This window comes from Bradyrhizobium sp. MOS003 (assembly GCF_003020125.1).
Classification (GTDB): Bacteria; Pseudomonadota; Alphaproteobacteria; order Rhizobiales; family Xanthobacteraceae; genus Bradyrhizobium.
In genome coordinates, this window is the sequence record NZ_PYFW01000008.1 from 218,515 (window position 1) to 241,690 (window position 23,176).

The following is a 23,176-nucleotide window of genomic DNA, read 5'->3' on the forward strand; positions in this document are numbered from 1 at the left end:
TACTGCCAACGAGAAAATTCAAAAAGGAAAGTTGCATGAAGACGACGTCGATTGCATCATTGCTGCTGAGCACCGCGCTCTCCTTCGCCGTGACGGGCGTCGCATCCGCGCAGGACAAGACCGTGAAGATCGGCGCGTTGTCCGATCAGTCCGGCCTCTACGCCGATCTCGGCGGTCCCGGCTCGACGCTCGCCGCACAGATGGCCGTTGAGGATTCCGGCCTGGCTGCGAAGGGCTGGAAGATCGACATCATTTCGGGCGATCACCAGAACAAGCCCGACATCGGCACCGCGATCGCGCGGCAATGGTTCGACGTCGACAAGGTCGACATCATCGTCGACGTGCCGAATTCCGGCGTGGCGCTTGCCGTCAACAACGTCGTCAAGGAAAAGAACGGCGTCTACATCAATTCGGGCGCGGCGACCTCCGACCTCACCAACGCGCAGTGCTCGCCCAACACCGTGCACTGGACCTACGACACCTACATGCTGGCCCACACCACCGGCCAGGCGCTGGTGAAGGCGGGCGGCGACAGCTGGTTCTTCCTGACCGCCGACTACGCCTTCGGTGCTGCGCTCGAGCGCGACACCAGCGCGGTCGTCACCGCCAACGGCGGCAAGGTGATCGGCGGCGTCAAGCATCCGCTGAACACGCCGGACTTCTCGTCCTTCCTGCTCCAGGCGCAGTCATCCAAGGCAAAGATCATCGGTCTTGCCAATGCTGGCGGCGACACCACCAACACGATCAAGCAGGCAGCCGAATTCGGCATCGGCAAGGGCGGCCAGAAGCTCGCGGCGCTGCTGCTCTTCCTGACCGACGTCAAGGCGATCGGCCTGGAGACGGCGCAGGGCCTCAACTTCACCGAGACGTTCTACTGGGACATGAACGACCAGACCCGGGCGTTCTCGAAGCGTTTCGGCGAGAAGATGAAGAACGGCGCGATGCCGACCATGGTGCAGGCCGGCGTCTATGCGGGCGTGCGTCACTATCTCAAGGCGCTCGATGCGCTCGGCGGCAATCCTCATGACGGCGTCAAGGTCGTCGAGAAGATGAAGTCGATGCCGACGGAGGATGAGCTGTTCGGCAAGGGCGAGATCCAGCCCAACGGCCGCACCATCCACAACGCCTATCTGTTCGAGGTGAAGAAGCCCTCCGAATCCAAGGGGCCGTGGGACTTCTACAAGCTGGTCGGCACGGTGCCGGGCGACCAGGCTTTCACGCCGCTGTCCGAGAGCAAGTGTGCGCTCTTGAAGAAATAGGATAACAGCCCGCGGCGCCGTCAGGCCCGCGGGCGACTTTCAGGGAACGCCGAAGGACCGGGTGCGGGATCGATGCAGGCTCTATACGCTCAGCTACTGGTTGGACTGATCAACGGCTCGTTCTACGCGCTGCTCAGTCTCGGGCTTGCCGTGATTTTCGGCATGCTCAACATCATCAATTTCGCCCATGGCGCGCTCTACATGATGGGCGCCTTCGTTGCCTATTTCCTCTTGAACCTCGGCGGCATCAACTATTGGTGGGCGTTGCTGCTTGCGCCCATTATCGTCGGCATCTTCGGCATGATTCTTGAGCGGACCATGCTGCAATGGCTGACAGGGCTCGACCATCTCTACGGCCTGCTCCTGACCTTCGGCATCGCGCTGATCGTGCAGGGCGTATTCCAGAACTATTTCGGCTCCTCCGGCCTGCCTTACGCCATTCCGGATCAGCTCAAAGGCGGCATGAATCTCGGTTTCATGTTCCTGCCGATCTACCGCGGCTGGGTCGTCATCTTCTCGTTGGTGGTGTGCATCGCAACCTGGTTCCTGATCGAGAAGACGCGGCTCGGCGCCTACTTGCGCGCCGCCACCGAAAATCCGACGCTGGTCCGCGCTTTCGGCGTCAACGTGCCGCGCATGATCACGCTCACTTACGGTCTCGGCGTCGGCCTTGCCGCGCTTGCGGGCGTGCTCTCGGCGCCGATCAACCAGGTGCGGCCGCTGATGGGCGCCGATCTCATCATCGTGGTGTTCGCGGTGGTCGTGATCGGCGGCATGGGATCGATCATGGGCTCCATCATCACCGGCTTCGCGCTCGGGGTGATCGAGGGACTGACCAAGTACTTCTACCCCGAGGCCTCCAACACCGTCGTGTTCGTGCTGATGGTGCTGGTGCTCTTGGTGAAGCCAACGGGATTGACGGGAAGGGCAGCCTGATATGACAACCCTGACGGACGACACGCTGCCGGTGACCCCTCGCGCAATGCGCGACGAGATGATCGCTTTCGTATTGATGGCGCTGCTGCTGGCGTCGGTGCCATTCACGGGCGTCTACCCGTTCTTCGTGATGCAGGCGCTGTGCTTTGCGCTGCTCGCCTGTGCCTTCAATCTGCTGATCGGCTATGGCGGCCTGTTGTCGTTCGGACACGCCATGTTCCTAGGGACGGCAGGCTATTGCTGCGCGCATGCGCTGAAAGTGTGGGCGTTGCCGCCCGAGCTCGGCATCCTCGTCGGCATCGCCGCGGCTTTCGTACTCTCGCTGATCACCGGCTACATCTCGATCCGCCGCCAGGGCATTTATTTCTCGATGATCACGCTGGCGCTGTCGCAGCTGTTGTACTTCATCTACCTCCAGGCTCCGTTCACCCACGGTGAGGACGGCATCCAGGGCATCCCGCAGGGACGCATGTTCGGCGTCTTCGATCTGTCCAAGCCCACGGTGCTCTATTACGTCGTGCTGGTCGGGTTTCTCGCCGGCTTCCTGCTGATCTTCCGCATCATCAATTCGCCGTTCGGCGAGGTGCTGAAGGCGATCCGCGAGAACGAGCCGCGCGCGATTTCGCTCGGCTACCGGACCGACCAGTACAAGTTCCTGGCTTTCGTGCTGTCGGGAACGCTGGCCGGTTTTGCCGGAGCGCTGAAGGTGTTCGTGGCGCAGAACGCCTCGCTCACCGACGTCCATTGGTCGATGTCGGGCGAGGTCGTGCTGATGACGCTGGTCGGCGGCCTGGGAACCATCTTTGGCCCCGTGGTCGGTGCCTTCGCGATCATCGCAATGCAGCAATACCTCGCCGGCTTCGGCCAGTGGGTGACGGTGATCCAGGGCTCGATCTTCGTGGTCTGCGTGCTCACCTTCCGCCGCGGCGTTATCGGCGAAATCGCGCATTACTTCCGGCGATCGCTCTAACTATCTGATTTGGAAGCGGTTTGCCGGTCGTCTGAAAGCGGTGGATGACCCGGCTCCGCGGGCGTGAGATGACACGCGCGCGGATCGAAAATGGTCTATGACAGTTTCATGACGGCCTGACAGGGCCGGGCCTTTTCCAATCGGTAGCCTACCCCCATGATGCGATGGTTTCGTGCATTCCTGCCCAAGGAAGAACGGTTCTTCGACCTGTTCGACCGGCATGCCCAGACGGTGATCCAGGGCTCCATCGCGCTCCAGGGCATGCTGAAGGGGGGCGAGGAGACGCCGGTCTATTGCCAGCGCGTCAACCAGTTCGAGAATGATGCCGACAACATCACCCGAGAGGTGCTGACCGCGGTGCGCCGCACCTTCATCACCCCGTTCGACCGCGGCGACATCAAGAACCTGATCACGTCGTTGGACGACGCCATCGACCAGATGCAGCAGACGGCCAAGGCGGTGATGCTGTTCGAGGTCCGCACCTTCGAGCCGCCGATGCGCGAGATCGGCGGGCTTCTGATCGAATGCGCCAATCTGGTCGGCCGCGCGCTGCCGCTGATGCAATCGATCGGTCCGAACGTCGCCATGCTGACCGCGATCACGGAGGAGCTCGGCAAGCTCGAGGGCCGCGTCGACGATCTCCACGACATCGGCCTGAAGGAGCTGTTTCTCAAGCACCGCGACGGCAATGCGATGGACTTCATCGTCGGCGTCGAGATCTACGACCACCTCGAGAAGGTGGCCGATCGCTTCGACGACGTCGCGAACGAGATCAACAGCATCGTCATCGAGCAAGTATAGGGCAGGGCCGCTGTGGATGCCGCGTTGGGTCTTCCCGTCCTGGTCGGACTGATCGCCGTCGCGCTGCTGTTCGACTTCCTGAACGGCCTGCACGACGCGGCCAATTCGATCGCGACCATCGTTTCGACCCGCGTTTTGCGGCCGCAATTCGCGGTATTCTGGGCCGCGTTCTTCAATTTCGTCGCCTTCATGGTGTTCGGGCTGCACGTCGCCCAGACCATCGGCACCGGCATCATCGATCCCGCGATCGTCGATGCCCAGGTGATCTTCGCAGCCCTGGTCGGCGCCATCGTCTGGAACCTCGTGACCTGGGCGCTCGGCATCCCATCGTCCTCGTCTCACGCCTTGATCGGCGGCTTGTTTGGTGCCGGCGTGGCCAAAGCCGGCCTTTCGGCGGCGGTCTGGAGCGGATTGTCCAAGACGGTGATCGCAATCGTGCTGTCTCCGCTGGTCGGCTTCCTGCTCGCGATGGTGCTGGTGGCGATCGTGTCCTGGGCCTCGGTGCGCTCAACGCCCTTCGCGGTGGATCGCGCCTTCCGGATCCTGCAATTCGCGTCCGCCTCGCTCTATTCGCTCGGCCATGGCGGCAACGACGCGCAGAAGACCATGGGCATCATCGCGGTGCTGCTCTATTCGCAGGGCCATCTCGGCAGCGAGTTCTCGGTGCCGTTCTGGGTGGTGCTGTCCTGCCAGGCAGCGATGGCGATGGGCACGCTGATGGGCGGCTGGCGCATCGTCCGCACCATGGGCCTGCGCATCACCAAGCTGACCCCGATGCAGGGCTTTTGCGCCGAGACCGGCGGAGCGGCGACGCTGTTCATGGCGACCTATCTCGGGGTTCCCGTCTCGACCACCCACACCATCACCGGCGCCATCGTCGGCGTGGGCGCCGCCCGGCGCCTCTCGGCGGTGCGCTGGAATGTCGCCAGCTCGATCGTCTATGCCTGGGTCATCACGATGCCGGCCTCGGCCATCGTGGCGGCGCTGACCTGGTGGGCGGTCAAGCTCTTCGTCAGGTAACCAGCTTCAGCCCGACGATCCCGGCGACGATCAGCCCGATGCTGGCGAGGCGGAGGGCGGTGGCCGGCTCGCCGAACAGGATGATGCCCAGCGTTGCGGTGCCGACCGCGCCGATGCCGGTCCACACCGCATAGGCGGTTCCAACGGGCAGGGATTTGAGCGCAAATCCGAGCAAGATGACGCTGCCGGCCATGGCCGCGAGCGTGACGACGGACGGAACGAGCCTGGTAAAGCCCTCGGTGTATTTCAGGCCGATCGCCCAGGTGATCTCGAGAAGGCCCGCAACGAACAGGATGCTCCAGGCCATGACGACCCTCCATTCAAGGCAGGGGCGTCCCCGCGGCTGACATGCTGATGGGCGGGGAGGCCGTCCTCCCCCCGAGGCCAGTAGGGCCAAGGCCGATATGGGGCTGGCTGGAATGCTCCGCAATCACCAGATGAGGCTTGATAAGGCCCGTTTTCCCTGCCACACGCTGCCGCCATGTCCGACATCGCCACCACCACCGCCGAATCGCCGGCCCGTTCGCCGCTTGCCGCCGAAGTGGCGCGGCGGCGCACGTTTGCGATCATCTCCCATCCCGACGCCGGCAAGACCACGCTGACCGAAAAGCTGCTGCTGTTCGGCGGCGCCATCAACCTCGCCGGCCAGGTCAAGGCCAAGGGTGAGCGGCGTAACACACGGTCGGACTGGATGAAGATCGAGCGCGAGCGCGGCATCTCGGTCGTGACCTCGGTGATGACCTTCGAATTCGAAGGCCTCGTGTTCAACCTCTTGGACACGCCGGGCCACGAGGACTTTTCGGAGGACACCTATCGCACGCTCACGGCGGTCGATTCCGCCGTCATGGTGATCGACGCCGCCAAGGGCATCGAGGCGCGCACCCGAAAGCTGTTCGAGGTGTGTCGTCTTCGGGATATCCCGATCATCACCTTCATCAACAAGATGGACCGCGAGAGCCGCGACGTGTTCGAGCTGCTCGACGAGATCGAGAAGACGCTGGCGCTCGATACCACGCCGATGACATGGCCGGTCGGTCGCGGCCGCGACTTCCTCGGCACCTACGACGTCGTCAACGGCGGCGTGCGCCTGCTCGAAGGTGGCGGCGCCAAGACCGGCGCGGCTCAGCAGATCGAGATCGAGGAACTCGCCAAGCTCAACGCCAATCTCGACGTCTCCGCGGTCAAGGACGAGCTTGAGCTCGTCACCGCGGCGTCGAAACCGTTCGAGCTCGATGCGTTCCGTGAGGGCCATCTGACGCCGGTCTATTTCGGCAGCGCGTTGCGCAATTTCGGCGTCGGCGACCTCTTGGAAGGCCTCGGCAAGTTCGCGCCGGAGCCGCGCGCGCAGGACAGCGACCAGCGCAGGGTCGAGGCCACCGATCCGCGCATGAGCGCCTTCGTGTTCAAGATCCAGGCCAACATGGATCCGAACCACCGCGACCGCATCGCGTTCGCGCGCCTCTGCTCGGGCAAGCTCAGCCGCGGCATGAAGGCCAAGCTGGTGCGCACCGGCAAGAGCATGCCGCTGTCGAGCCCGCAATTCTTCTTCGCGCAGGACCGTTCGGTCGCGGACGAAGCCTTCGCCGGCGACGTGGTCGGCATTCCCAATCACGGCACGCTGCGCATCGGCGACACGCTGACCGAGGGTGAGGATTTCAACTTCGTGGGCGTGCCGAGCTTCGCGCCGGAAATCGTCCGCCGCGTCCGCCTCACCGACGCGATGAAGGCCAAGAAGCTGAAGGAAGCGCTGCAGCAGATGTCGGAGGAGGGTGTGGTGCAGGTGTTCCGTCCGCGCGACGGTGCGCCTGCGCTGGTCGGTGTCGTCGGCGCACTCCAGCTCGACGTGCTCAAGGCGCGGCTGGAGGCGGAGTATTCGCTGCCGGTCGAGTTCGAGGTCAGCGAATTCCAGCTGGCGCGCTGGGTCTCCTCGGACGATCGCAAGAAGCTCGACACCTTCATCGCCGCCAACACCTCCAGCATCGCCGACGACGTCGACGGCGATCCCGTCTATCTCGCCCGGAACGAATTCTATCTCGGCTACACCAAGGAGCGCGCCGAGGGCATCGAGTTCACCAACGTCAAGGACGTCAAGAAGAAGGGGTAGAGCGCCCCAGCCAATTGCACGCGAGCATGTGAACGCGCGCCGGCTTGACGCGTTCAAGGACGGTGCCACGTTTGTCCAAGTGGCATCGCGAGTTCGCATCATGTGGCGCAGCATCTTCATTCTTCTCTTGCTGGCGATATCGATCGCTGCGGCCGACGCGCGGCGCCGCCAGATCAATCCGATCCCGTTCGCGCACGAGCCGTGCAGTGTGCTCGACGGTCGGCCCTGCACGCCGTCCTATTGCAGCCCGCTCGAACCCGGTCCCTGCATTCCCGAGATCGACTATCCCTACGGCCAGAATCTCCAGCTCACCATCGAGAGCGTTCCTTCAAAGGCCGACCGCGCCAAATATCAAAAGCCCGATCACGATCTCGACACGATCGGCGACCTCTTCGCCGAGTTGCGAAGCTGCTGGTCGCCGCCATCGGATAGTGCGCGCGCGGGCATGCAGATGTCGGTGCGTTTCAGCTTCAACAGGGCCGGTGGCCTGATCGGCCCGCCGCGCCTCACATTCGCGACCCCAGGCGCTCCGGCCGACACCCGTACGACATATCTGAAGGCGATTAACGCGTCGCTGAACGCCTGCCTGCCGCTGAAATTCACCGGCGGACTCGCCGGCGCCCTGGCCGGGCGGCCGATCGCGATCCGCTATGTCGACAATCGTGAGCTGGGAAAATAGCTCTATCCCCTCATCCTGAGGAGCGCGTTCGTCACGCGCGTCTCGAAGGATGAAAGGCCCCCGCTGTTGCCGCAGCCGGGCCTGCATGGTTCGAGACGCGCGCAAGGGCGCGCTCCTCACCATGAGGGGTGAGAGTTGCGACCGCCGGGCAATCGATGATACGCCATTGGTGGGGGCTGCTTTGCGGGGAGGATGTCGTGGGTCTGCTGGTCATGATCCTGGGGCTTGCGCTGTTTTTTGCGGCCCATGTGTTCACCACCAAACGTGAGGCGCGCGCGCAGGCGATCGCGAGGCTGGGTGAGGGGACCTACAAGATCCTCTATGCCATGGTCTCGCTCGCGGGTCTCGCGCTGATCATCTGGGGCTTTGCGCATTACCGTGCGACGGGATGGATCGACGTCTGGTATCCGCCGAAGGCGATGAAGCACATCACGCTCGCGCTGATGCTGCCTGCGGTCATTTTGGTGGTCGCCTCCTATCTCCGCGGCCGCATCTACGCGACACTGAAGCACCCCATGCTGGCCGGTATCAAGCTGTGGGGGGCGGCGCATCTTTTGGCCAACGGCGACCTCGGCTCCATCATCCTGTTCGGCTCGTTCCTGGGCTGGGCTGTCTATGACCGCATTTCGCTTAAAGCTCGCACCGACGCCGGTGGCCCGCCGATTCCGGTGGGCGGCGTCAGCAACGATCTGATTGCGGTCGCCGTCGGTGTCGTCGCCTATCTCGCTCTGGCCTTTGCGTTCCATCCGGTCGTGATCGGCGTCCCCGTGATCGGGGTCTAGCCGGTCGGCACAAGACGAAACCCCGATGTCCATGTGTGGAAGCCGATAAGAGCAACAAGCAGAGGGCCCTTCGATGGACTGGTCGCAATCTCAGATCCCGCCGATGCGGTTCGAGGCGCGTTTTGGCGACCGCGTGGTGCCGGCCTTTTGCGACCGGCCGTCCAGCGTATGGGCGATGATCGCGGAGGCGCGCGATCGCAATGCCGACGGTGAGGCGCTGGTCGCAGGCAACGCCCGGCTGAGCTGGCGGCAGGTCGTGGAGCAGGCTGCGCGGATCGCCGCGGGCTTCCGCAAGCTCGGCCTGCAGCGCGGCGACCGCGTCGCGATCCTGCTCGGCAACCGCATCGAATTCCCGCTGCTGCTGTTCGCCGCCGCGCATGAGGGGCTGGTGACGGTGCTGCTCAGCACGCGCCAGCAGAAGCCGGAGATCGCCTATGTCCTCGCCGATTGCGGCGCCAGGATCCTGATCCACGAAGCAGGCCTTGCCGAGCGGCTGCCCGATGCGCAGGAGCTGCCTGATCTTGTCCACCGTATCGCCGTCGACGATGATCCGGCTCGCTCGCACTTCGCCGCGCTCGCCGACAACCCGCGGGCGCCTGCGCCGGTTGAGGTGAGCGAAGAGGACACCGCGATGATCCTCTACACTTCGGGCACCACAGGCAAGCCGAAGGGGGCGATGCTCACCCATTGCAACATCGTCCATTCCTCGATGGTATTCGTATCCTGTCTGCAATTGACGCAAGCGGACCGATCCATCGCTGCGGTGCCGCTCGGCCATGTCACCGGTGTCGTCGCCAACATCACGACCATGATCCGCTGCGGAGGCGCGCTGATCATCATGCCTGAGTTCAAGGCGGCCGATTATCTCAAGCTCGCCGCACGCGAGCGCGTCACCTACACGGTGATGGTGCCGGCGATGTACAATCTCTGTCTGCTGCAGCCCGATTTCGACGGCTACGATCTGTCGAGCTGGCGCATCGGCGGCTTCGGTGGCGCGCCGATGCCGGTCGCCACCATCAAGAAGCTCAAGGCGACCATTCCCGGCCTGAAGCTGATGAACTGCTACGGCGCGACCGAGACGACGTCGCCCTCGACGATCATGCCGGGCGAATTGACCGAAAGCCATATCGACAGCGTCGGCCTGCCGTGTCCCGGCGCTCGCATCGTCGCGATGGATCCGGACGGGCGCGAGCTGCCCCATAGCGAGATCGGCGAGCTCTGGATCCAGAGCGCCTCCGTCATCAAGGGCTATTGGAACAACCCGAAGGCCACCGCCGAGAGCTTCACCAGCGGGTTCTGGCATTCGGGCGATCTCGGCTCGGTCGATGCGGAAGGCTTCGTGCGCGTGTTCGACCGGCAGAAGGACATGATCAATCGCGGCGGCCTGAAGATCTATTCGGCCGAGGTGGAATCCGTGCTGGCCGGCCATCCCGCCGTGATCGAGAGCGCGATCATCGCCAAGGCCTGCCCGGTGCTGGGCGAGCGCGTCCACGCGGTGGTGGTGACGCGGGAGCCGGTGGCGGACAGCGACTTGCGGGCTTGGTGCGCCGAGCGCCTGTCCGACTACAAGGTTCCCGAGACCATGGCGATCACGCCCCAGCCGCTGCCCCGCAACGCCAACGGCAAGGTGCTGAAGCGGCAGCTTCGGGAGCTCCTGGGCGCTTGAGCCGACAGGTGCGCCACGGGCTGACCGGGTGGTTAACGCCTTGATCGGGCTCGCTTTGCCTTGCCAGCGCCATATCGTTAGGGTACCTCGCCGCCACGTGGGGGACGGGATTCCTGACGCGAACGCCTTGGCGCGCGCACCCGGACGGGCATGGGATTGGCATAAGTGGCTGAATTATTTGACGAAGTCGACGAGGAAGTACGTCGCGAACAGCTCAAGAAGCTGTGGGATAAATACTCGGTCTACTTCATCGCCCTGATGGTGCTGGTCGTGGCGGCCGTCGGCGGCTGGCGCGGCTATCAGTATCTGGAGGCCAAGAAGGCCGCCGAGGCCGGCGCCGCCTTCGAGAAGGCGGCCGAGCTGTCCGATCAGGACAAGCATGCCGAGGCGGAGGCCGCCTTCACCGAGCTCGCCGGCAAGGCGCCGTCTGGCTATCGCACCCTGGCGCGGCTGCGCGCCGCGGCCGAGGCGGCGCCCCGCGACGCCAAGGCTGCCGCCAAGATGTATGACGATATCGCTGCCGACCGCAGCGTCGGTGGTGAGTGGCAGGATCTGGCCAGGATCCGCGCCGCCGGTCTGCTGCTCGACAGCGCGTCCTATGCCGACATGCAGCAGCGGCTGGAGCCTTCCGCGGCGCCCAAATCGACCTTCCGCCACAGCGCCCGCGAGATGCTGGCGCTGTCGGCCTGGCGCAACAACGACATGACCGCGGCCCGCAAATGGCTCGACGCGATCGGTGAAGACGGCGAAACGCCACCCGGCCTGCGCTCGCGCGCCGAAGCGCTCCAGGCCCTGCTTCCGCCCGTCGCCAAGAGCTGAGCAAAAAGAGCTGAGCAAGAACAGCTGACGACGGCCCTTTGACGTAAACGAGACACACACGATGCGCCGCACGCCACGCTTGATCGCAGCCGCCGTCCTGATCGCCTTCACGGGCGTCCTGGGCGGCTGCTCCAGCTTCGATCCAAGCGACATGCTCGACTTCCTCGACACTAAGAAGAAGCTGCCGGGCGACCGCAAGCCGGTCTTCCCGGATGGCGTGCCGGGCCTCGAGCAGGGCGTCCCGAAGGAGATGTACAAGGGCGCTCAGCAGCAGCAGCCGGATCCGAACGCGCCTGCCGTCGCGGCTTTGCCTGCGGAGCCGCCGCCCGAGCCGGCCAAGCCGGCGAAGGGAGCCAAGGCGAAGCACACCAGGCAGCCCGCCGCCGCAGCCGTCGCGCCCGCGGAGGCGCCTGCCGGCGAGGTTGACGGAGAGGCCCAGCCGGAGGCGGCGCCGGCCACGGCCGCTCCACCGCCCAAGCACAAGATCGTCCGCAAGCGCACCACTGCACCGCCGCCGGACCAGCCGGTCCAGCAGGCGCAACCGACCCAGACCACGCAGCAGCAGACGCAGGGCGGCTTCCCGGCGCCGCTGCCGAGCGGCAGCTTCTCGCGCTGATATTCTTCATTGCATTGACAGACGCGGCTCCGGCAGCGCACGAATGATTCATGTCCTTCACGATCGCCATCATCGGCCGGCCCAATGTCGGCAAATCGACGCTGTTCAACCGTCTGGTTGGGCAGAAGCTGGCGCTCGTCGATGACCTGCCCGGGGTCACCCGCGACCGCCGCGAGGGTGAGGCCAGGCTCGGCGATCTCGAATTCACCATCATTGATACCGCCGGCCTCGACGAGGGCGCCAAGGGCTCGCTGACCGCGCGTATGCAGGAGCAGACCGAGACTGCGATCGCGCAGGCCGACGCGCTGTTCTTCGTCGTCGATGCCCGCGTCGGCCTCACGCCGACCGACCGCGCCTTCGCCGATTTCGCCCGCAAGGCCAACAAGCCGGTGCTGCTGGTCGCCAACAAGAGCGAGGGCAAGCACGGCGATGCCGGCGCGATGGAAGCCTTCGCGCTCGGCCTTGGCGATCCCATCCAGATCTCGGCCGAGCACGGCGAGGGCATGGGCGAGCTTTACGACGCGCTCGCCAAGCTGATGCCGGAGCCCGTCGAAGAGGATGAAACCGAGGACGACGAACCGCTCACCGAGGAAGAGGCCGCGACGCGCCCGATCCGGGTCGCCATCGTCGGCCGGCCCAATGCCGGCAAGTCGACGCTGATCAACCATCTGCTCGGCGAGGAACGCCTGCTGACGAGCCCGGAGGCCGGCACCACGCGCGATTCCATCGCGGTCGAAATCAACTGGAAGGGCCGCGAGTTTCGCGTGTTCGATACCGCAGGTCTCCGCCGGCGCTCCCGCATCGAGGAGAAGCTGGAAAAGCTCTCGGTCGCCGATGCCCTGCGCGCGGTCCGTTTTGCCGAAGTCGTGGTGATGATGATGGATTCGCAGAACCGCTTCGAGGAGCAGGATTTGCGCATCGCCGATCTGATCGAGCGCGAGGGGCGCGCGTTGGTGCTCGCCGTCAACAAATGGGATCTGATGGAGAGCAAGGGGGGCGGCGCGATCTCGGGCCTGCGCCGCGATGCCGACCATTTGCTGCCGCAGATCAAGGGCGTGCCGATCGTCGCCGTCTCGGGCCTGATGGGCGAGGGCATCGATCGGCTGATGCAGGCGATCCAGGATGCCTACGCGCTCTGGAACAAGCGCGTGTCGACTTCGGCATTGAACCGCTGGTTCGAGCAGGCAGTTCAGGCCAATCCGCCGCCGGCCGTGTCCGGGCGACGGCTCAAGCTCAATTACATCACCCAGACCAAGGCGCGCCCGCCGAGCTTCGTGCTATTCTGCTCGCGCGCCGACGCGGTGCCGCAGTCCTATCTGCGCTACCTCATCAATTCCATGCGCGAGACTTTCGAACTGCCGGGCACGCCGGTGCGCATCACCTTGCGCGAGAAGGCCAACCCCTTCGCCCATAAGCGCAAGCGGCCGTCGTGAGCAACGATGCCGGCGAGGCGATGGCGCAGAGCGCTGCGCCGGTCCGGCGCGGTGCCGTCGCCTTCATCTTCGTCACCATCCTGCTGGACATGCTCGCGCTCGGCGTGATCATGCCGATCCTGCCGAAGCTGATCGAGAGCTTCGTCGACAACGACACCGCGCACGCGGCGCGCATCTTCGGCCTGTTCGGCACCGCCTGGGCGCTGATGCAGTTCGTGTTCTCGCCGCTGTTGGGAGCGCTGTCAGATCGCTTCGGGCGGCGGCCGGTGGTGCTGCTGTCGAATTTCGGCCTCGCCGCCGATTACGTGCTGATGGCGCTGGCGCCATCCCTGCTGTGGTTGTTCGTCGGCATCTCCGGCATAACCTCGGCCAGCATCTCGACGGCGTTTGCTTACATCGCCGACATCACGCCGCCGGAGCGGCGCGCGGCGGTGTTCGGCCGGATTGGCGCGGCCTTCGGTGCCGGCTTCATCCTCGGGCCGGCGCTGGGCGGCCTGCTCGGCGATATCGATCCGCGGCTGCCGTTCTGGGCGTCGGCCGCCCTCAGCTTCGCCAATGCGCTCTACGGGCTGTTCGTCCTGCCGGAATCGCTCGCGCCCGACAAGCGCGCGCCGTTCCGCTGGAGGAGCGCCAGTCCGGTCGGTGCACTCCGCCTGCTGCGCTCCAATGCGATGCTTGCCGCGTTGTCCGTCGTCAATTTCATCGCGCAGGTCGCGCATGTCGTGCTGCCCTCGACCTTCGTGCTCTATGCGACCTATCGCTACGGCTGGGATTCCAAGACCGTAGGATTGACGCTGGCGATGGTCGGCATCTGCGCCATGGTGGTGCAGGGGCTCGCAATCGGCGCCATCGTCCGGGTCCTCGGCGAGCGGAATGCACTGCTGCTCGGCCTGTGTTGTGGGGCGCTCGGCTTTTTGGTCCTCGGCAGTGCACCGACCGGGCCGCTGTCCTGGATCGGGATTCCCATTCTGGCGCTGTGGGGCATTTCGGGTGCAGCGTCTCAAGCGCTGATGACGCGGCTGGTCGCGCCCGATCAGCAGGGCCAGCTCCAGGGCGCGACCGCGAGCGTGCAGAGCATGTCGCAACTCGTCGGCCCGTTCCTGTTCACGCTCACATTTTCATATTTCATCGGCGCCAGCGCGCCGCTGCATCTGCCCGGCGCGCCGTTCCTGCTCGCGGCGATGCTGATGGTGGTCTGCGTGGCGATCGCGGTGCGGACGCTGGGTGGACCGAGGACGGCCGAGTAGAAGTAGGGCGGATTAGCGAAGCGTAATCCGCCGTTTTCCAGGTGAGAGAAGTGGCGGGTTACGCCTGCGGCCAACCCGCCCTACGAATGGCTGTGGAGAATGCCGCGCGAGATCCCGGGTTCGATGCTTCGCATCGCCCCGGGATGTTCGCTACGCGGTTACTTCTTCACCAGCGGGCACTCGCTGTCCTTGAGCGGCTTGGCGGCATCTTCCGCCGAGATCGTGGCGATCTGCTTGTAGTAGTCCCACGGTCCCTTCGACTCCTCGGGCTTCTTCACCTCGAACAGATAGGCCGGGATGAGGCGGCGGCCGTCCTGACGCAGCGGCCCGTTGCCGAACAGCGGATCGTCGGTCGGCAGCTCCTTCATCTTGGCGACGACCTTGGCGCCGTCATGCGGATTGCCGCCGAGCGCGTCCATCGCCTTCAGATAGTGCAGCACCATCGCGTAGTTGCCGGCCTGGGTCATCGACGGCATCGCGCTCTTGCTGGCCAGCGCCGAGAAGCGCTTGGACCATTCGCGGGTCTTGTCGTTCATATCCCAGTAGAACGACTCCGTGAAGGTCAGCCCCTGTGCGGTCTTCAGGCCGAGCGAATGCACGTCGTTGATGAACAGCAGCAATGCCGCGAGCTTCTGACCGGCGGAGACGATGCCGAATTCGGCCGCCTGCTTGATCGAGTTCGTGGTGTCGCCGCCGGCATTGGCGAGGCCCACGACCTTGGCCTTGGACGATTGTGCCTGCAGCAGGAAGGACGAGAAGTCCGCGGTGTTGATCGGATGCTTGACGCTGCCGAGCACCTTGCCGCCGTTTGCGGTCACGACCGCCGTGGTGTCGCGCTCGAGCGCGTGGCCAAAGGCATAATCCGCGGTCAGGAAGAACCAGCTGTCACCGCCGGCCTTGGTCAGCGCCTTGCCGGTGCCGTTGGCCAGCATATAGGTGTCATAGGTGTAGGAGACCGTGTTCGGCGTGCAGGCCTTGCCGGTCAGGTCGGCGGAGGCGGCGCCGGAGTTCAGCAGGACCGCATTCTTTTCCTTGACGAGGTTGCTGACTGCCAGCGCGACACCGGAGTTCGGCGTATCGGCGATCGCATCGACCTTCTCGTTGTCGATCCACTGCCGGGCGATGTTGACGCCGACGTCGGGCTTGTTCTGGTGATCTCCGCTGATGACGTCGATCTTCCAGCCCTTCTTGAGCAGGCCGGAATCCTCGACCGCCATCTTGATCGCAACCACGGAATTGGGGCCGCCGATGTCGGCATAGAGGCTCGACATGTCATTGAGCACGCCGATCTTGACGGTCTTGTCCTGCGCGTAGGCGGATGTTGAAAAACCGAAGGCAGCACAGGCCAGAAGGGCCGCGGAGCGGCGCACGAACGTCGTCGTCATAAAAGGTTTCCTCCCTTGTCAAATATGCGGACGGCTCTCTTGCGGAGCCTTGTTCCGGCTGATGGCTCTAGCCTGTCCCAGGGCCGGCGGCAATGCGCCTAAAGCCGGATGACGCTGCGTCGTAGCGTCATCCGTCGGTTAACTTTTGGGCAAAATGCGTCGAGACGCTATTTGAGGGCGTCCGAGGTCAGCTTGAATTTCTGGATGCGCTTTCCGGTATCGACCTCGGCGGTATAGACATTACCCTTGCCGTCGATCGCCATGGCATGCACCCAGTGGAATTGACCAGCGTTGCGGCCGTTGTGCCCGAAGCTGCCGACCACGCTGCCGTCGTCGCGCTTGATCACCCTGATCTCGTTGTTCTCGCCGTCGGCGCTGAGCAGCCATGTCTGCTTCGGATCGGGCCAGATCGCGATGTCCCACACCGCGCCGTTGCCGAGCGTGTTCTTCTCGAAGAAGAACTCCTTCACGAAGCTGCCGTCCTTGTTGAACACCTGGATGCGGTTGTTGATACGGTCGCAGACATAGACGAGGCCGTCATTGGCCAGCTTCACGCAATGGACCGGATTGCCGAATTGCTGCGCCACCGGGGCCTTGGGATCGTACGGCCCTTGCTTGGCATCATCGGGCTTGTTGCCATAGGCGCCCCAATGCCGCTTGTAGGCGAGCGTCGTCGCATCGAACACGATGACGCGGCGGTTGCCGTAGCCGTCGGCGACGTAGATCTCGTTGGCCTCCTTGTCGATCGCGGTCTCGGCGGGCTTGCCGAGCTGGGTCGTGTCGTTGCTGCCGAGGCTCGGCGCGATCTTGCCAATCTGGGCAACGAACTTGCCGTCGAGCGTGAACTTCAGAATCGCATTATCATTGTCGGCATTGCCGCCGACCCAGACGAAGCCGCGTTCGTCGACCTCGATGCCATGCTCGCGGCCGACCCATTCGTAGCCTTGGCCGGGACCGCCCCATGAGCGCAGCAGATTGCCCTCGGCATCGAACTCGAGCACGGGCGGCGCCGAAACGCAGCATTTCGAGCGCGGCGGGGTGAGGCTCGCGCCCTTCTCGTCGTCGGTGAGCGAGCGCGGGCGATGGATCACCCAGATGTGGCCCTGCCCATCGACGGTGATGCCGCCGACCTGGCCGAGGATCCAGTTGTTCGGCAGCTGCTTCGGCCAGGAGGCATCGACCGCGAAAGTCGGAACGTCGCCGGCGGTCGCCGCATACGGAAGCGCGAATACGACGGCTGCGATCAGAATGGAGAGAGCGTGACGTGCGAGCGCAGACGCAGAGCCTGCGCGATCAAGCCATGGCGCCATGGCAACCTCCCTTTTTGGCGTGCGGCTTGCTGCCGCTTGCGCGCGGGCAGTCAATCGCGGGGAGGCAGTCGAGTCAATCAGGCAAGGGATTTACGCGGGCGAGCGGAAGCTCAGCAGGCTGCGGGTCTTGTAGTCGTAGAACTTGCCGGTCTCGGTCCAGTCGGGCGAGCACATCGGCACGATGAATTCGGCGACCTGCTCGGCCGTGTCGAGCGTCGCCGGGTCTTCGCCCGGCATCAGCGTGGCCCGCATGCGGGTGCGGACCGGGCCCGGGTTGAACAGATTGACGCGCAGCCTGGTGTTCGCAGTCTCCTGCGCCCAGGCGCGGGCCAGCGTCTCCAGCGCGGCCTTGGACGCCGCATAGGGACTGACATAGGCGGTCGCCTTGTTGGCGGCGCCCGACGTGACGAACACGGCGCGGCCGGCGTCGGACTCCTTCAGCAGCGGCTCCATGCAGCGGATCAGCTGGAAGTTGGCGGAGACGTTGACGGCCATCACGTCGGTGAAGCTCTTCAGCTCGATATGGCCGATCGGCGAGGACGGGCCGAGCACGCCGGCATTGCCGACGAGGATGTCCAGCTTGCCGTAGCGTTCGTGCAGGCCGGCGCCGAGCCGCGCGATGCCGTCGGAATCGGTGAGGTTCAGCGGCACCAGCGTGGCGCTACCGCCCAGTTTCCGAATCTCGTCGTCGAGCTCCTCAAGCCCTCCTTGCGTGCGCGCGGTGGCAACGATATGCGCGCCGGCTTTCGCCAGCGCGAGCGCCGTGGCGTAGCCGATGCCGCGCGAGGCGCCGGTGACGAGAGCGATGCGGTCGGCGAGGGGATTTGTCATCGTCGAATACTTCCGTCATGCCCGGGCTTGCCCGCCTGCGCGGCCGAAGCCGCTTCGGCGAGGCGAAGGCCCGGGGCATCCACGTTCTTTGCGGCGGGTATTACAGACGTCGATGGCCGGGACAAGCCCGGCCATGACGAAAAAGCAGCCCTCTGATGAGCCCCGGGATGACGGCTGCGCCGTCAGCTCGCTTCCGCCAGCAGCGACAGCTGCCGCGGCTGCTGCTCGGTCTGGGTCTGGTCGGTGAGGTGGGTCGGATACGCCCCGGTGAAGCAATGATCCGAGAACTTCGGATTGGCGGGGTCGCGGCCGGGCTCGCCCATGGCGCGGTACATGCCGTCGATCGACAGGAAAGCGAGCGAGTCCGCGCCGATAATCTCGCGCATCTCCTCCAGCGAATGGGTCGCCGCCAGAAGACCGCCGCGGTCGGGCAGGTCGATGCCGTAATAGTCGGGATAGAGGATCGGGGGCGAAGCGAGGCGGAAGTGCACTTCCTTGGCACCGGCATCGCGCATCATGCGCACGATCTTCTTCGAGGTGGTGCCGCGCACCAGCGAGTCGTCGATCAGGATGATGCGCTTGCCTTCGATCGCGGCGCGGTTGGCCGAATGCTTCATGCGCACGCCGGATTCGCGGATCGCCTGCGTCGGCTGGATGAAGGTGCGGCCGACATAATGGTTGCGGATGATGCCGAGCTCGAACGGCACGCCCGAATGCTGGCTGTAGCCGACGGCGGCGGGCACGCCGGAATCCGGCACCGGCACCACGACGTCGATCGGCACGTGACTCTCGCGCGCGAGCTGCGCGCCGAAGGCCTTGCGCACCTCGTAAACCGAGCGGCCGTGGACGATGGAGTCCGGACGGGAGAAGTAGATGTATTCGAAGATGCAGGGCCGCGGCGCGATCCGCGGAAACGGCTTGTGGACGTCCTGGCCGTTCTCGTCGAACACGACGACTTCGCCCGGCTCGATGTCGCGCACGAAGCGGGCGCCGATGATGTCGAGGGCGCAGGTCTCCGACGTCAGGATCGGGCAGCCGTCGAGCTCGCCGAGCACCAGCGGACGGATGCCGCGCGGATCGCGCGCGCCGACCAGCTTCTTGTTGGTCAGCGAGACCAGCGCATAGGCGCCCTCGATCTCGCGCAGCGCGTCGATATAGCGTTCGATGAAGCGGCTGCGCCTTGAGCGCGCGACCAGGTGCAGGATCACCTCGGTGTCGGTGGTCGACTGCATCATCGCGCCGCTCTTCACGAGCTCGCGGCGCAGCGTCAGGCCGTTGGTGAGATTGCCGTTGTGGGCGACCGCGAGGCCGCCGGCATTGAGCTCGGCGAAAAGCGGCTGCACGTTGCGCAGGATGGTGGCGCCGGTGGTGGAGTAGCGGACATGGCCGACGGCCATGTTGCCGGGCAGGCGGTCGATCACCTCGCGGCGGGAGAAGGTGTCGCCGACGAGGCCGAGGCGGCGTTCGCTGTGAAACCGACTGCCATCGTAAGAGACGATGCCTGCGGCCTCCTGGCCGCGATGCTGAAGCGCGTGCAGGCCGAGCGCGGTGATGGCGGCGGCGTCAGGGTGACCGTAGATGCCGAAGACGCCGCATTCCTCGCGCAGCGTATCTCCTTCCAGGTCGTCCTGAACCTCTAGCGCGGCCGGACCCGGGCCGGCGTTTGGATCGAGATCAAATTGGGCGTCCTGGTCAGGGTCTCGCATCTCGTCCGCGCCTCTCTTTGGGGCTAAATCAACGCGCCGCAGGTTTCTCGATCAGCTTTTTCAGGCCGTCACGAGCAGGTTTACTGTATCCATCGCCACTGCCCGAAGGCTGCTGCTCGGATTCAGCTTGATCATCATCTGGTTTGTTTTTCTTGAATCTCTTCAAGATGGTGTTCTCGGGGTCGTCAGGCAAGAGCGCCATCAGCCAATCTCCGGTTCCCTGCAGCACCACGCGGGATTTGGCCCCCGTGACCCAGTCCGGGCGCTGCTTGTCCGGAACCAGCCAGGTGAAGAACAGGAAGGCGACCACGACGATCAAAAGCCCGCGAGCGAGCCCAAACAGGAAGCCGAGGGTCCGGTCCAGGGCGCCGATTCTGGAATCCAGGATCATGTCCGAGATCCGGACCGTGATCACGGAGACCACGACCAGGGTGCCCACGAACACACCGGCGACGACGACGACGCTCGCCACGGTGTCGTTGTTGAAATAGCTCTTGGCGGTCGGGAGCAGCTTCGAGAAGGAGTACAGCGTCACGATCGCCGCCGCGCCCCAGGCCGCGATCGACAGGATTTCGCGCATGAAGCCACGAACCATGGCGAGCAGGCCCGAGATCAGCATCACACCGAGCAGGATCAGGTCGAGGATGGTTACTGGCATCGGCTGGTCTGGTCCGCTCGTACGTCGAAGGTGCTCTAACCGAATCGGTGTTTGGCCGCTGCCCTAAAAGAGGGGCAGACGGCGTTCCCGGCAAGGCCGCAACCACGCAATCCCATGCTGCTTTTGTGACGGCTGTATAGCGGCGGGGGCGGGGGACGTCACCACCAGCTAACCCTCTCCGCGGCGGAATCTTGCCGGTGTGGCATTTTTCTCTGCCTGCGGGTTCTGTTCGCCGCGGCGGGAGCCTCGGGCGGCGATCTCGGCGACCAGCGTCGTCAGGCTGTTGACCGTGTTCAGGGACAGTCCGGCGTCGCCACCGGCATCACCGCCACGGGCCGATTCGGGCAGCACGGCGCGCTTGAAGCCGAGCTTGGCTGCTTCTTTCAGCCGCGCCGGGGTCTGCGCCACCGGACGAATGACGCCGGAGAGCGAAATCTCGCCGAAATAGACGGCATCCGTGGGTAACTGAGCGTTAACCAGCGACGACACCAGCGCAGCCGCGGCCGCCATGTCCGCCGCCGGCTCGTGGATGCGCAGGCCGCCGGCGACGTTCAGATAGACGTCGTGGCCGGACAGCTTGACCCCGCAATGGGCCTCCAGCACCGCCAGCACCATGGAAAGCCGGCTCTGATCCCAGCCGACCACGGCCCGGCGCGGCGTACCGAGCGAGGTCGGCGCCACCAGCGCCTGCAACTCGACCAGAACGGGCCGCGTGCCTTCGATGCCCGCGAAGACTGCGGTGCCGGGCGTGCCGAGATCGCGCTCGGAGAGGAACAGCTCCGAGGGGTTGGTGACTTCGCGCAAGCCCAATCCCGTCATCTCGAACACGCCGATCTCGTCGGTCGGCCCGAAACGGTTCTTCACGGCGCGCAGGATACGGAATTGCTGCGAGCCTTCGCCCTCGAACGACAGCACGGCGTCGACCATGTGCTCGACCACGCGGGGGCCGGCGATCTGGCCGTCCTTGGTGACATGGCCGACCAGGATGATGGCAGCGCCGGTCTTCTTGGCGAAACGGATCAGCGCCTGAGCCGAGGCGCGCACCTGGGTCACCGTGCCCGGCGCCGATTCCACGGTGTCGGTCCACATCGTCTGGATCGAATCGATCACGATCAGCCGGGGCACCGCGCCCTCGGACAGCGTCGAGACGATGTCCTCGACCGAGGTTTCGGCGGCGAGCTGCACCGGTGCATCCGAGAGCCCAAGCCGTTCGGCGCGCAGCCGCACCTGGGCGATGGCTTCTTCGCCGGAGATGTAGACGATGCGATGGCCGGCGCGCGCCATCAGGCTGGTCGCCTGCGTAAGCAGCGTCGATTTGCCGATGCCGGGATCGCCGCCCACCAGCAGCACCGAGCCGCGGACGAAGCCGCCGCCGGTGACGCGGTCGAGTTCGGTCATGCCTGAGGACAGGCGAGGCGCATCCTGGGTTTTCCCCGACAGGCTCTCCAGCGCAAACGTCCGTCCCTTGCGCTTGGAGCGGATCGAGACCGGGACGCTGCCGCCGGTGTCCTCCTCGGCGAGCGTATTCCACTCGCCGCAGGATTCGCACTTGCCCTGCCAGCGGTTATAGGCCGCGCCGCAGTTCTGGCAGACGAAGGAAAGCGTGTTCTTGGCCATGGGGAACGGGTGAGTCGCGGTTTTCAGGTTGCTGATAGCACGGAATGACGGGGCGATATCCCGGTCGGTCGCGCCGGATATACCTTTCGTTAGCCTTATGCCGCCGTAGGGGAGCCGATTTTGCGAAGTGTTAGCTGACGCGGGTCCATTTCTGGAACCATAAAGGGGCGGCGGAGAGGCATGACGAAAATCCTGCGCTTATTGCTCGTTGCGGGCGCAGTTTGTGGCGGCCTCGTCGCGTCCGCCTGCCACAGCCTCGCCAGGTCCCTCGACATCGTCTTCGTCAATCCCGGCAAGACCGGAGAGGTCTATTGGGACATGGTCGCGCAGACCATGCAGGCCGCCGGCCGCAAGCTCGACGCGCATGTCGAGGTGCTGAACAGCGAGCGCAACTATCGCACCATGCAGGAGCTCGGCTTCGGCGTGCTGGCGCGTCACGACAAGCCCGATTTCCTCATCCTGTCGAACGAGGAATCCGCCGCCGTCCCGATCGTGGAAGCGGCCGAGGCTGCCGGCGTCAAGACGTTGCTGCTCTCGAACACGCTGATCGGCGAGGATGCGGTGCGTCTTGGACCGCCCAGGCAGAAGCTCAAGACCTGGCTCGGCGACATCACGACCGATCTTCAGACCGCGGGCGCACGGATGGCCAATGCCCTGATCCGAACCGCGCGTGACGAGAAATGGCAGAGCCCGGACGGCAAGATCCACATCCTCGGCATCGGCGGTGACGAGATCACGCCGGCCTCGATCGCGCGCAACGCCGGTCTCAAGCTCGCGGTGGATGCCGCGCCTGACGTTGTGGTGGACCGGCTGCTGTTCGCCAACTGGACGCAGTCGGAGGCCGAGAACGTCACCGCGAATTATCTGAGCTGGGCCTCGCGCAAGCAAATCCGTCCCGCCGGCATCTGGGCCGGCAACGATCCCATGGCGCTCGGTGCGATCCGCGCGGTGATGGCCGCCGGCCTCGTGCCTGGCCGCGACATCCAGCTCGTTGGCCTCAACTGGTCGGAGGAGGCGCTGCGCGAGATCAGGGCAGGCCGCCTGCTGCTGACCGACGGCGGGCATTTCCTGCTCGGCGGCTGGTCGATCGTCCTGTTGCGCGACTATGCCGACGGCTGCGATTTCGCGGCTGTGTCGCCTCGGGTCGAGGTCAAGACGTCCGCGATCACGCGCCAAAATCTCGGTTCGGTCGGCGACCTCATCAAGACGCGCGCGTTCGACCGGATAGACTTTGCCCGCTTCAGGGCGAAGGCGGGTCGCTGCGGCCACTATGACTTTTCCCTCGACGCGCTCATTTCGTCCCTGCCGGTTCCCGAAGGCGTTGCCGACTGATGAGC

The 23,176-nt window shown here is 65.0% G+C and carries 21 protein-coding genes; 14 read left to right on the top strand and 7 right to left on the bottom strand.

Annotation, left to right across the window (positions count from 1 at the left end; translation table 11 throughout):
* Nucleotides 1-35: 35 nt before the first annotated feature.
* The 5 genes from C7G42_RS28415 (at nt 36) to C7G42_RS28435 (ending at nt 4,986) form a co-directional block, all read left to right on the top strand.
* A complete protein-coding gene (locus C7G42_RS28415; protein WP_106952222.1) occupies nt 36-1,259 on the top strand; it encodes an ABC transporter substrate-binding protein in 1,224 nt (407 codons plus the stop codon).
* A 72-nt stretch (nt 1,260-1,331) separates the two neighbouring features.
* A complete protein-coding gene (locus tag C7G42_RS28420; RefSeq protein WP_106952223.1) occupies nt 1,332-2,195 on the top strand; it encodes a branched-chain amino acid ABC transporter permease in 864 nt (287 codons plus the stop codon).
* Between the two features lies 1 nt (nt 2,196).
* Nucleotides 2,197-3,165 (top strand): branched-chain amino acid ABC transporter permease, encoded by a 969-nt coding sequence (locus tag C7G42_RS28425; protein WP_106952224.1) that lies wholly within the window; start codon nt 2,197-2,199, stop codon nt 3,163-3,165.
* 156 nt (nt 3,166-3,321) lie between these two features.
* The gene (locus tag C7G42_RS28430; protein WP_106952225.1) at nt 3,322-3,966 is read left to right on the top strand and encodes a DUF47 domain-containing protein; all 645 of its coding nucleotides are present in this window, start codon (nt 3,322-3,324) and stop codon (nt 3,964-3,966) included.
* A 12-nt stretch (nt 3,967-3,978) separates the two neighbouring features.
* Nucleotides 3,979-4,986 (top strand): inorganic phosphate transporter, encoded by a 1,008-nt coding sequence (locus tag C7G42_RS28435; RefSeq protein WP_106952226.1) that lies wholly within the window; start codon nt 3,979-3,981, stop codon nt 4,984-4,986.
* On the opposite strand, the gene sugE is transcribed toward C7G42_RS28435, so the two are convergent.
* Nucleotides 4,979-5,293 carry a quaternary ammonium compound efflux SMR transporter SugE gene (gene sugE / locus C7G42_RS28440; RefSeq protein WP_106952227.1) on the bottom strand — a complete coding sequence of 105 codons (315 nt, stop codon included), beginning with the start codon at nt 5,291-5,293 and terminating at the stop codon, nt 4,979-4,981. The genes C7G42_RS28435 and sugE overlap by 8 nt on opposite strands.
* Before the next feature lie 174 nt (nt 5,294-5,467).
* Here sugE and C7G42_RS28445 point away from each other — a divergent pair, with 174 nt between their 5' ends.
* From C7G42_RS28445 to C7G42_RS28480, 8 genes are all read left to right on the top strand, one after another.
* A complete protein-coding gene (locus C7G42_RS28445) occupies nt 5,468-7,090 on the top strand; it encodes a peptide chain release factor 3 (protein WP_106952228.1) in 1,623 nt (540 codons plus the stop codon).
* Between the two features lie 100 nt (nt 7,091-7,190).
* Nucleotides 7,191-7,769: a UCP034077 family protein gene (locus C7G42_RS28450; RefSeq protein ID WP_106952291.1), complete on the top strand. Its 579-nt coding sequence runs from the start codon at nt 7,191-7,193 to the stop codon at nt 7,767-7,769.
* Nucleotides 7,770-7,966: 197 nt separating this feature from the next.
* On the top strand, nt 7,967-8,551 hold the full coding sequence (locus tag C7G42_RS28455) for an NnrU family protein (RefSeq protein ID WP_106952229.1): 585 nt from the start codon (nt 7,967-7,969) through the stop codon (nt 8,549-8,551).
* Between the two features lie 73 nt (nt 8,552-8,624).
* Nucleotides 8,625-10,217: a class I adenylate-forming enzyme family protein gene (locus tag C7G42_RS28460; RefSeq protein ID WP_106952230.1), complete on the top strand. Its 1,593-nt coding sequence runs from the start codon at nt 8,625-8,627 to the stop codon at nt 10,215-10,217.
* 165 nt (nt 10,218-10,382) lie between these two features.
* Nucleotides 10,383-11,036, top strand: coding sequence for a tetratricopeptide repeat protein (locus C7G42_RS28465; protein WP_106952231.1), 654 nt, complete (start codon nt 10,383-10,385; stop codon nt 11,034-11,036).
* Nucleotides 11,037-11,097: 61 nt separating this feature from the next.
* Nucleotides 11,098-11,652, top strand: a complete 555-nt coding sequence (locus tag C7G42_RS28470) for a hypothetical protein (RefSeq protein ID WP_106952232.1) — start codon at nt 11,098-11,100, stop codon at nt 11,650-11,652.
* 50 nt (nt 11,653-11,702) lie between these two features.
* Complete coding sequence (gene der / locus C7G42_RS28475; protein WP_106952233.1) at nt 11,703-13,085, top strand: ribosome biogenesis GTPase Der; 1,383 nt, start codon at nt 11,703-11,705, stop codon at nt 13,083-13,085.
* A complete protein-coding gene (locus C7G42_RS28480; RefSeq protein WP_106952234.1) occupies nt 13,082-14,332 on the top strand; it encodes a TCR/Tet family MFS transporter in 1,251 nt (416 codons plus the stop codon). The genes der and C7G42_RS28480 overlap by 4 nt, the downstream gene beginning before the upstream one ends.
* A 158-nt stretch (nt 14,333-14,490) precedes the next feature.
* On the opposite strand, the gene C7G42_RS28485 is transcribed toward C7G42_RS28480, so the two are convergent.
* From C7G42_RS28485 to radA, 6 genes are all read right to left on the bottom strand, one after another.
* Complete coding sequence (locus tag C7G42_RS28485) at nt 14,491-15,717, bottom strand: ABC transporter substrate-binding protein (RefSeq protein WP_106952235.1); 1,227 nt, start codon at nt 15,715-15,717, stop codon at nt 14,491-14,493.
* 167 nt (nt 15,718-15,884) lie between these two features.
* The gene (locus tag C7G42_RS28490) at nt 15,885-17,027 is read right to left on the bottom strand and encodes an NHL repeat-containing protein (RefSeq protein ID WP_106952236.1); all 1,143 of its coding nucleotides are present in this window, start codon (nt 17,025-17,027) and stop codon (nt 15,885-15,887) included.
* Between the two features lie 90 nt (nt 17,028-17,117).
* Nucleotides 17,118-17,858, bottom strand: coding sequence for an SDR family NAD(P)-dependent oxidoreductase (locus C7G42_RS28495; protein ID WP_106952237.1), 741 nt, complete (start codon nt 17,856-17,858; stop codon nt 17,118-17,120).
* A 182-nt stretch (nt 17,859-18,040) separates the two neighbouring features.
* Nucleotides 18,041-19,564: an amidophosphoribosyltransferase gene (purF, locus tag C7G42_RS28500; RefSeq protein ID WP_106952238.1), complete on the bottom strand. Its 1,524-nt coding sequence runs from the start codon at nt 19,562-19,564 to the stop codon at nt 18,041-18,043.
* A 28-nt stretch (nt 19,565-19,592) separates the two neighbouring features.
* On the bottom strand, nt 19,593-20,222 hold the full coding sequence (locus C7G42_RS28505) for a CvpA family protein (protein WP_106952239.1): 630 nt from the start codon (nt 20,220-20,222) through the stop codon (nt 19,593-19,595).
* A 168-nt stretch (nt 20,223-20,390) separates the two neighbouring features.
* Nucleotides 20,391-21,839: a DNA repair protein RadA gene (gene radA, locus C7G42_RS28510; RefSeq protein ID WP_106952240.1), complete on the bottom strand. Its 1,449-nt coding sequence runs from the start codon at nt 21,837-21,839 to the stop codon at nt 20,391-20,393.
* A 180-nt stretch (nt 21,840-22,019) separates the two neighbouring features.
* On the opposite strand from radA, the gene C7G42_RS28515 reads away from it, so the two are divergent.
* Nucleotides 22,020-23,171 (top strand): ABC transporter substrate-binding protein, encoded by a 1,152-nt coding sequence (locus C7G42_RS28515; RefSeq protein ID WP_106952241.1) that lies wholly within the window; start codon nt 22,020-22,022, stop codon nt 23,169-23,171.
* The last annotated feature ends 5 nt before the right edge of the window (nt 23,172-23,176 follow it).

Bases quoted from the DNA above. Each gene is read 5' to 3' on its own strand.
- C7G42_RS28505 (WP_106952239.1), bottom strand. From the start codon at position 20,222: ATGCCAGTAACCATCCTCGACCTGATCCTGCTCGGTGTGATGCTGATC.
- C7G42_RS28445 (WP_106952228.1), top strand. From the start codon at position 5,468: ATGTCCGACATCGCCACCACCACCGCCGAATCGCCGGCCCGTTCGCCG.
- C7G42_RS28485 (WP_106952235.1), bottom strand. From the start codon at position 15,717: ATGACGACGACGTTCGTGCGCCGCTCCGCGGCCCTTCTGGCCTGTGCT.
- purF (WP_106952238.1), bottom strand. From the start codon at position 19,564: ATGCGAGACCCTGACCAGGACGCCCAATTTGATCTCGATCCAAACGCC.
- C7G42_RS28460 (WP_106952230.1), top strand. From the start codon at position 8,625: ATGGACTGGTCGCAATCTCAGATCCCGCCGATGCGGTTCGAGGCGCGT.
- der (WP_106952233.1), top strand. From the start codon at position 11,703: ATGTCCTTCACGATCGCCATCATCGGCCGGCCCAATGTCGGCAAATCG.
- C7G42_RS28490 (WP_106952236.1), bottom strand. From the start codon at position 17,027: ATGGCGCCATGGCTTGATCGCGCAGGCTCTGCGTCTGCGCTCGCACGT.
- radA (WP_106952240.1), bottom strand. From the start codon at position 21,839: ATGGCCAAGAACACGCTTTCCTTCGTCTGCCAGAACTGCGGCGCGGCC.
- C7G42_RS28495 (WP_106952237.1), bottom strand. From the start codon at position 17,858: ATGACAAATCCCCTCGCCGACCGCATCGCTCTCGTCACCGGCGCCTCG.
- C7G42_RS28415 (WP_106952222.1), top strand. From the start codon at position 36: ATGAAGACGACGTCGATTGCATCATTGCTGCTGAGCACCGCGCTCTCC.
- C7G42_RS28450 (WP_106952291.1), top strand. From the start codon at position 7,191: ATGTGGCGCAGCATCTTCATTCTTCTCTTGCTGGCGATATCGATCGCT.
- C7G42_RS28425 (WP_106952224.1), top strand. From the start codon at position 2,197: ATGACAACCCTGACGGACGACACGCTGCCGGTGACCCCTCGCGCAATG.
- sugE (WP_106952227.1), bottom strand. From the start codon at position 5,293: ATGGCCTGGAGCATCCTGTTCGTTGCGGGCCTTCTCGAGATCACCTGG.
- C7G42_RS28430 (WP_106952225.1), top strand. From the start codon at position 3,322: ATGATGCGATGGTTTCGTGCATTCCTGCCCAAGGAAGAACGGTTCTTC.
- C7G42_RS28470 (WP_106952232.1), top strand. From the start codon at position 11,098: ATGCGCCGCACGCCACGCTTGATCGCAGCCGCCGTCCTGATCGCCTTC.
- C7G42_RS28420 (WP_106952223.1), top strand. From the start codon at position 1,332: ATGCAGGCTCTATACGCTCAGCTACTGGTTGGACTGATCAACGGCTCG.
- C7G42_RS28515 (WP_106952241.1), top strand. From the start codon at position 22,020: ATGACGAAAATCCTGCGCTTATTGCTCGTTGCGGGCGCAGTTTGTGGC.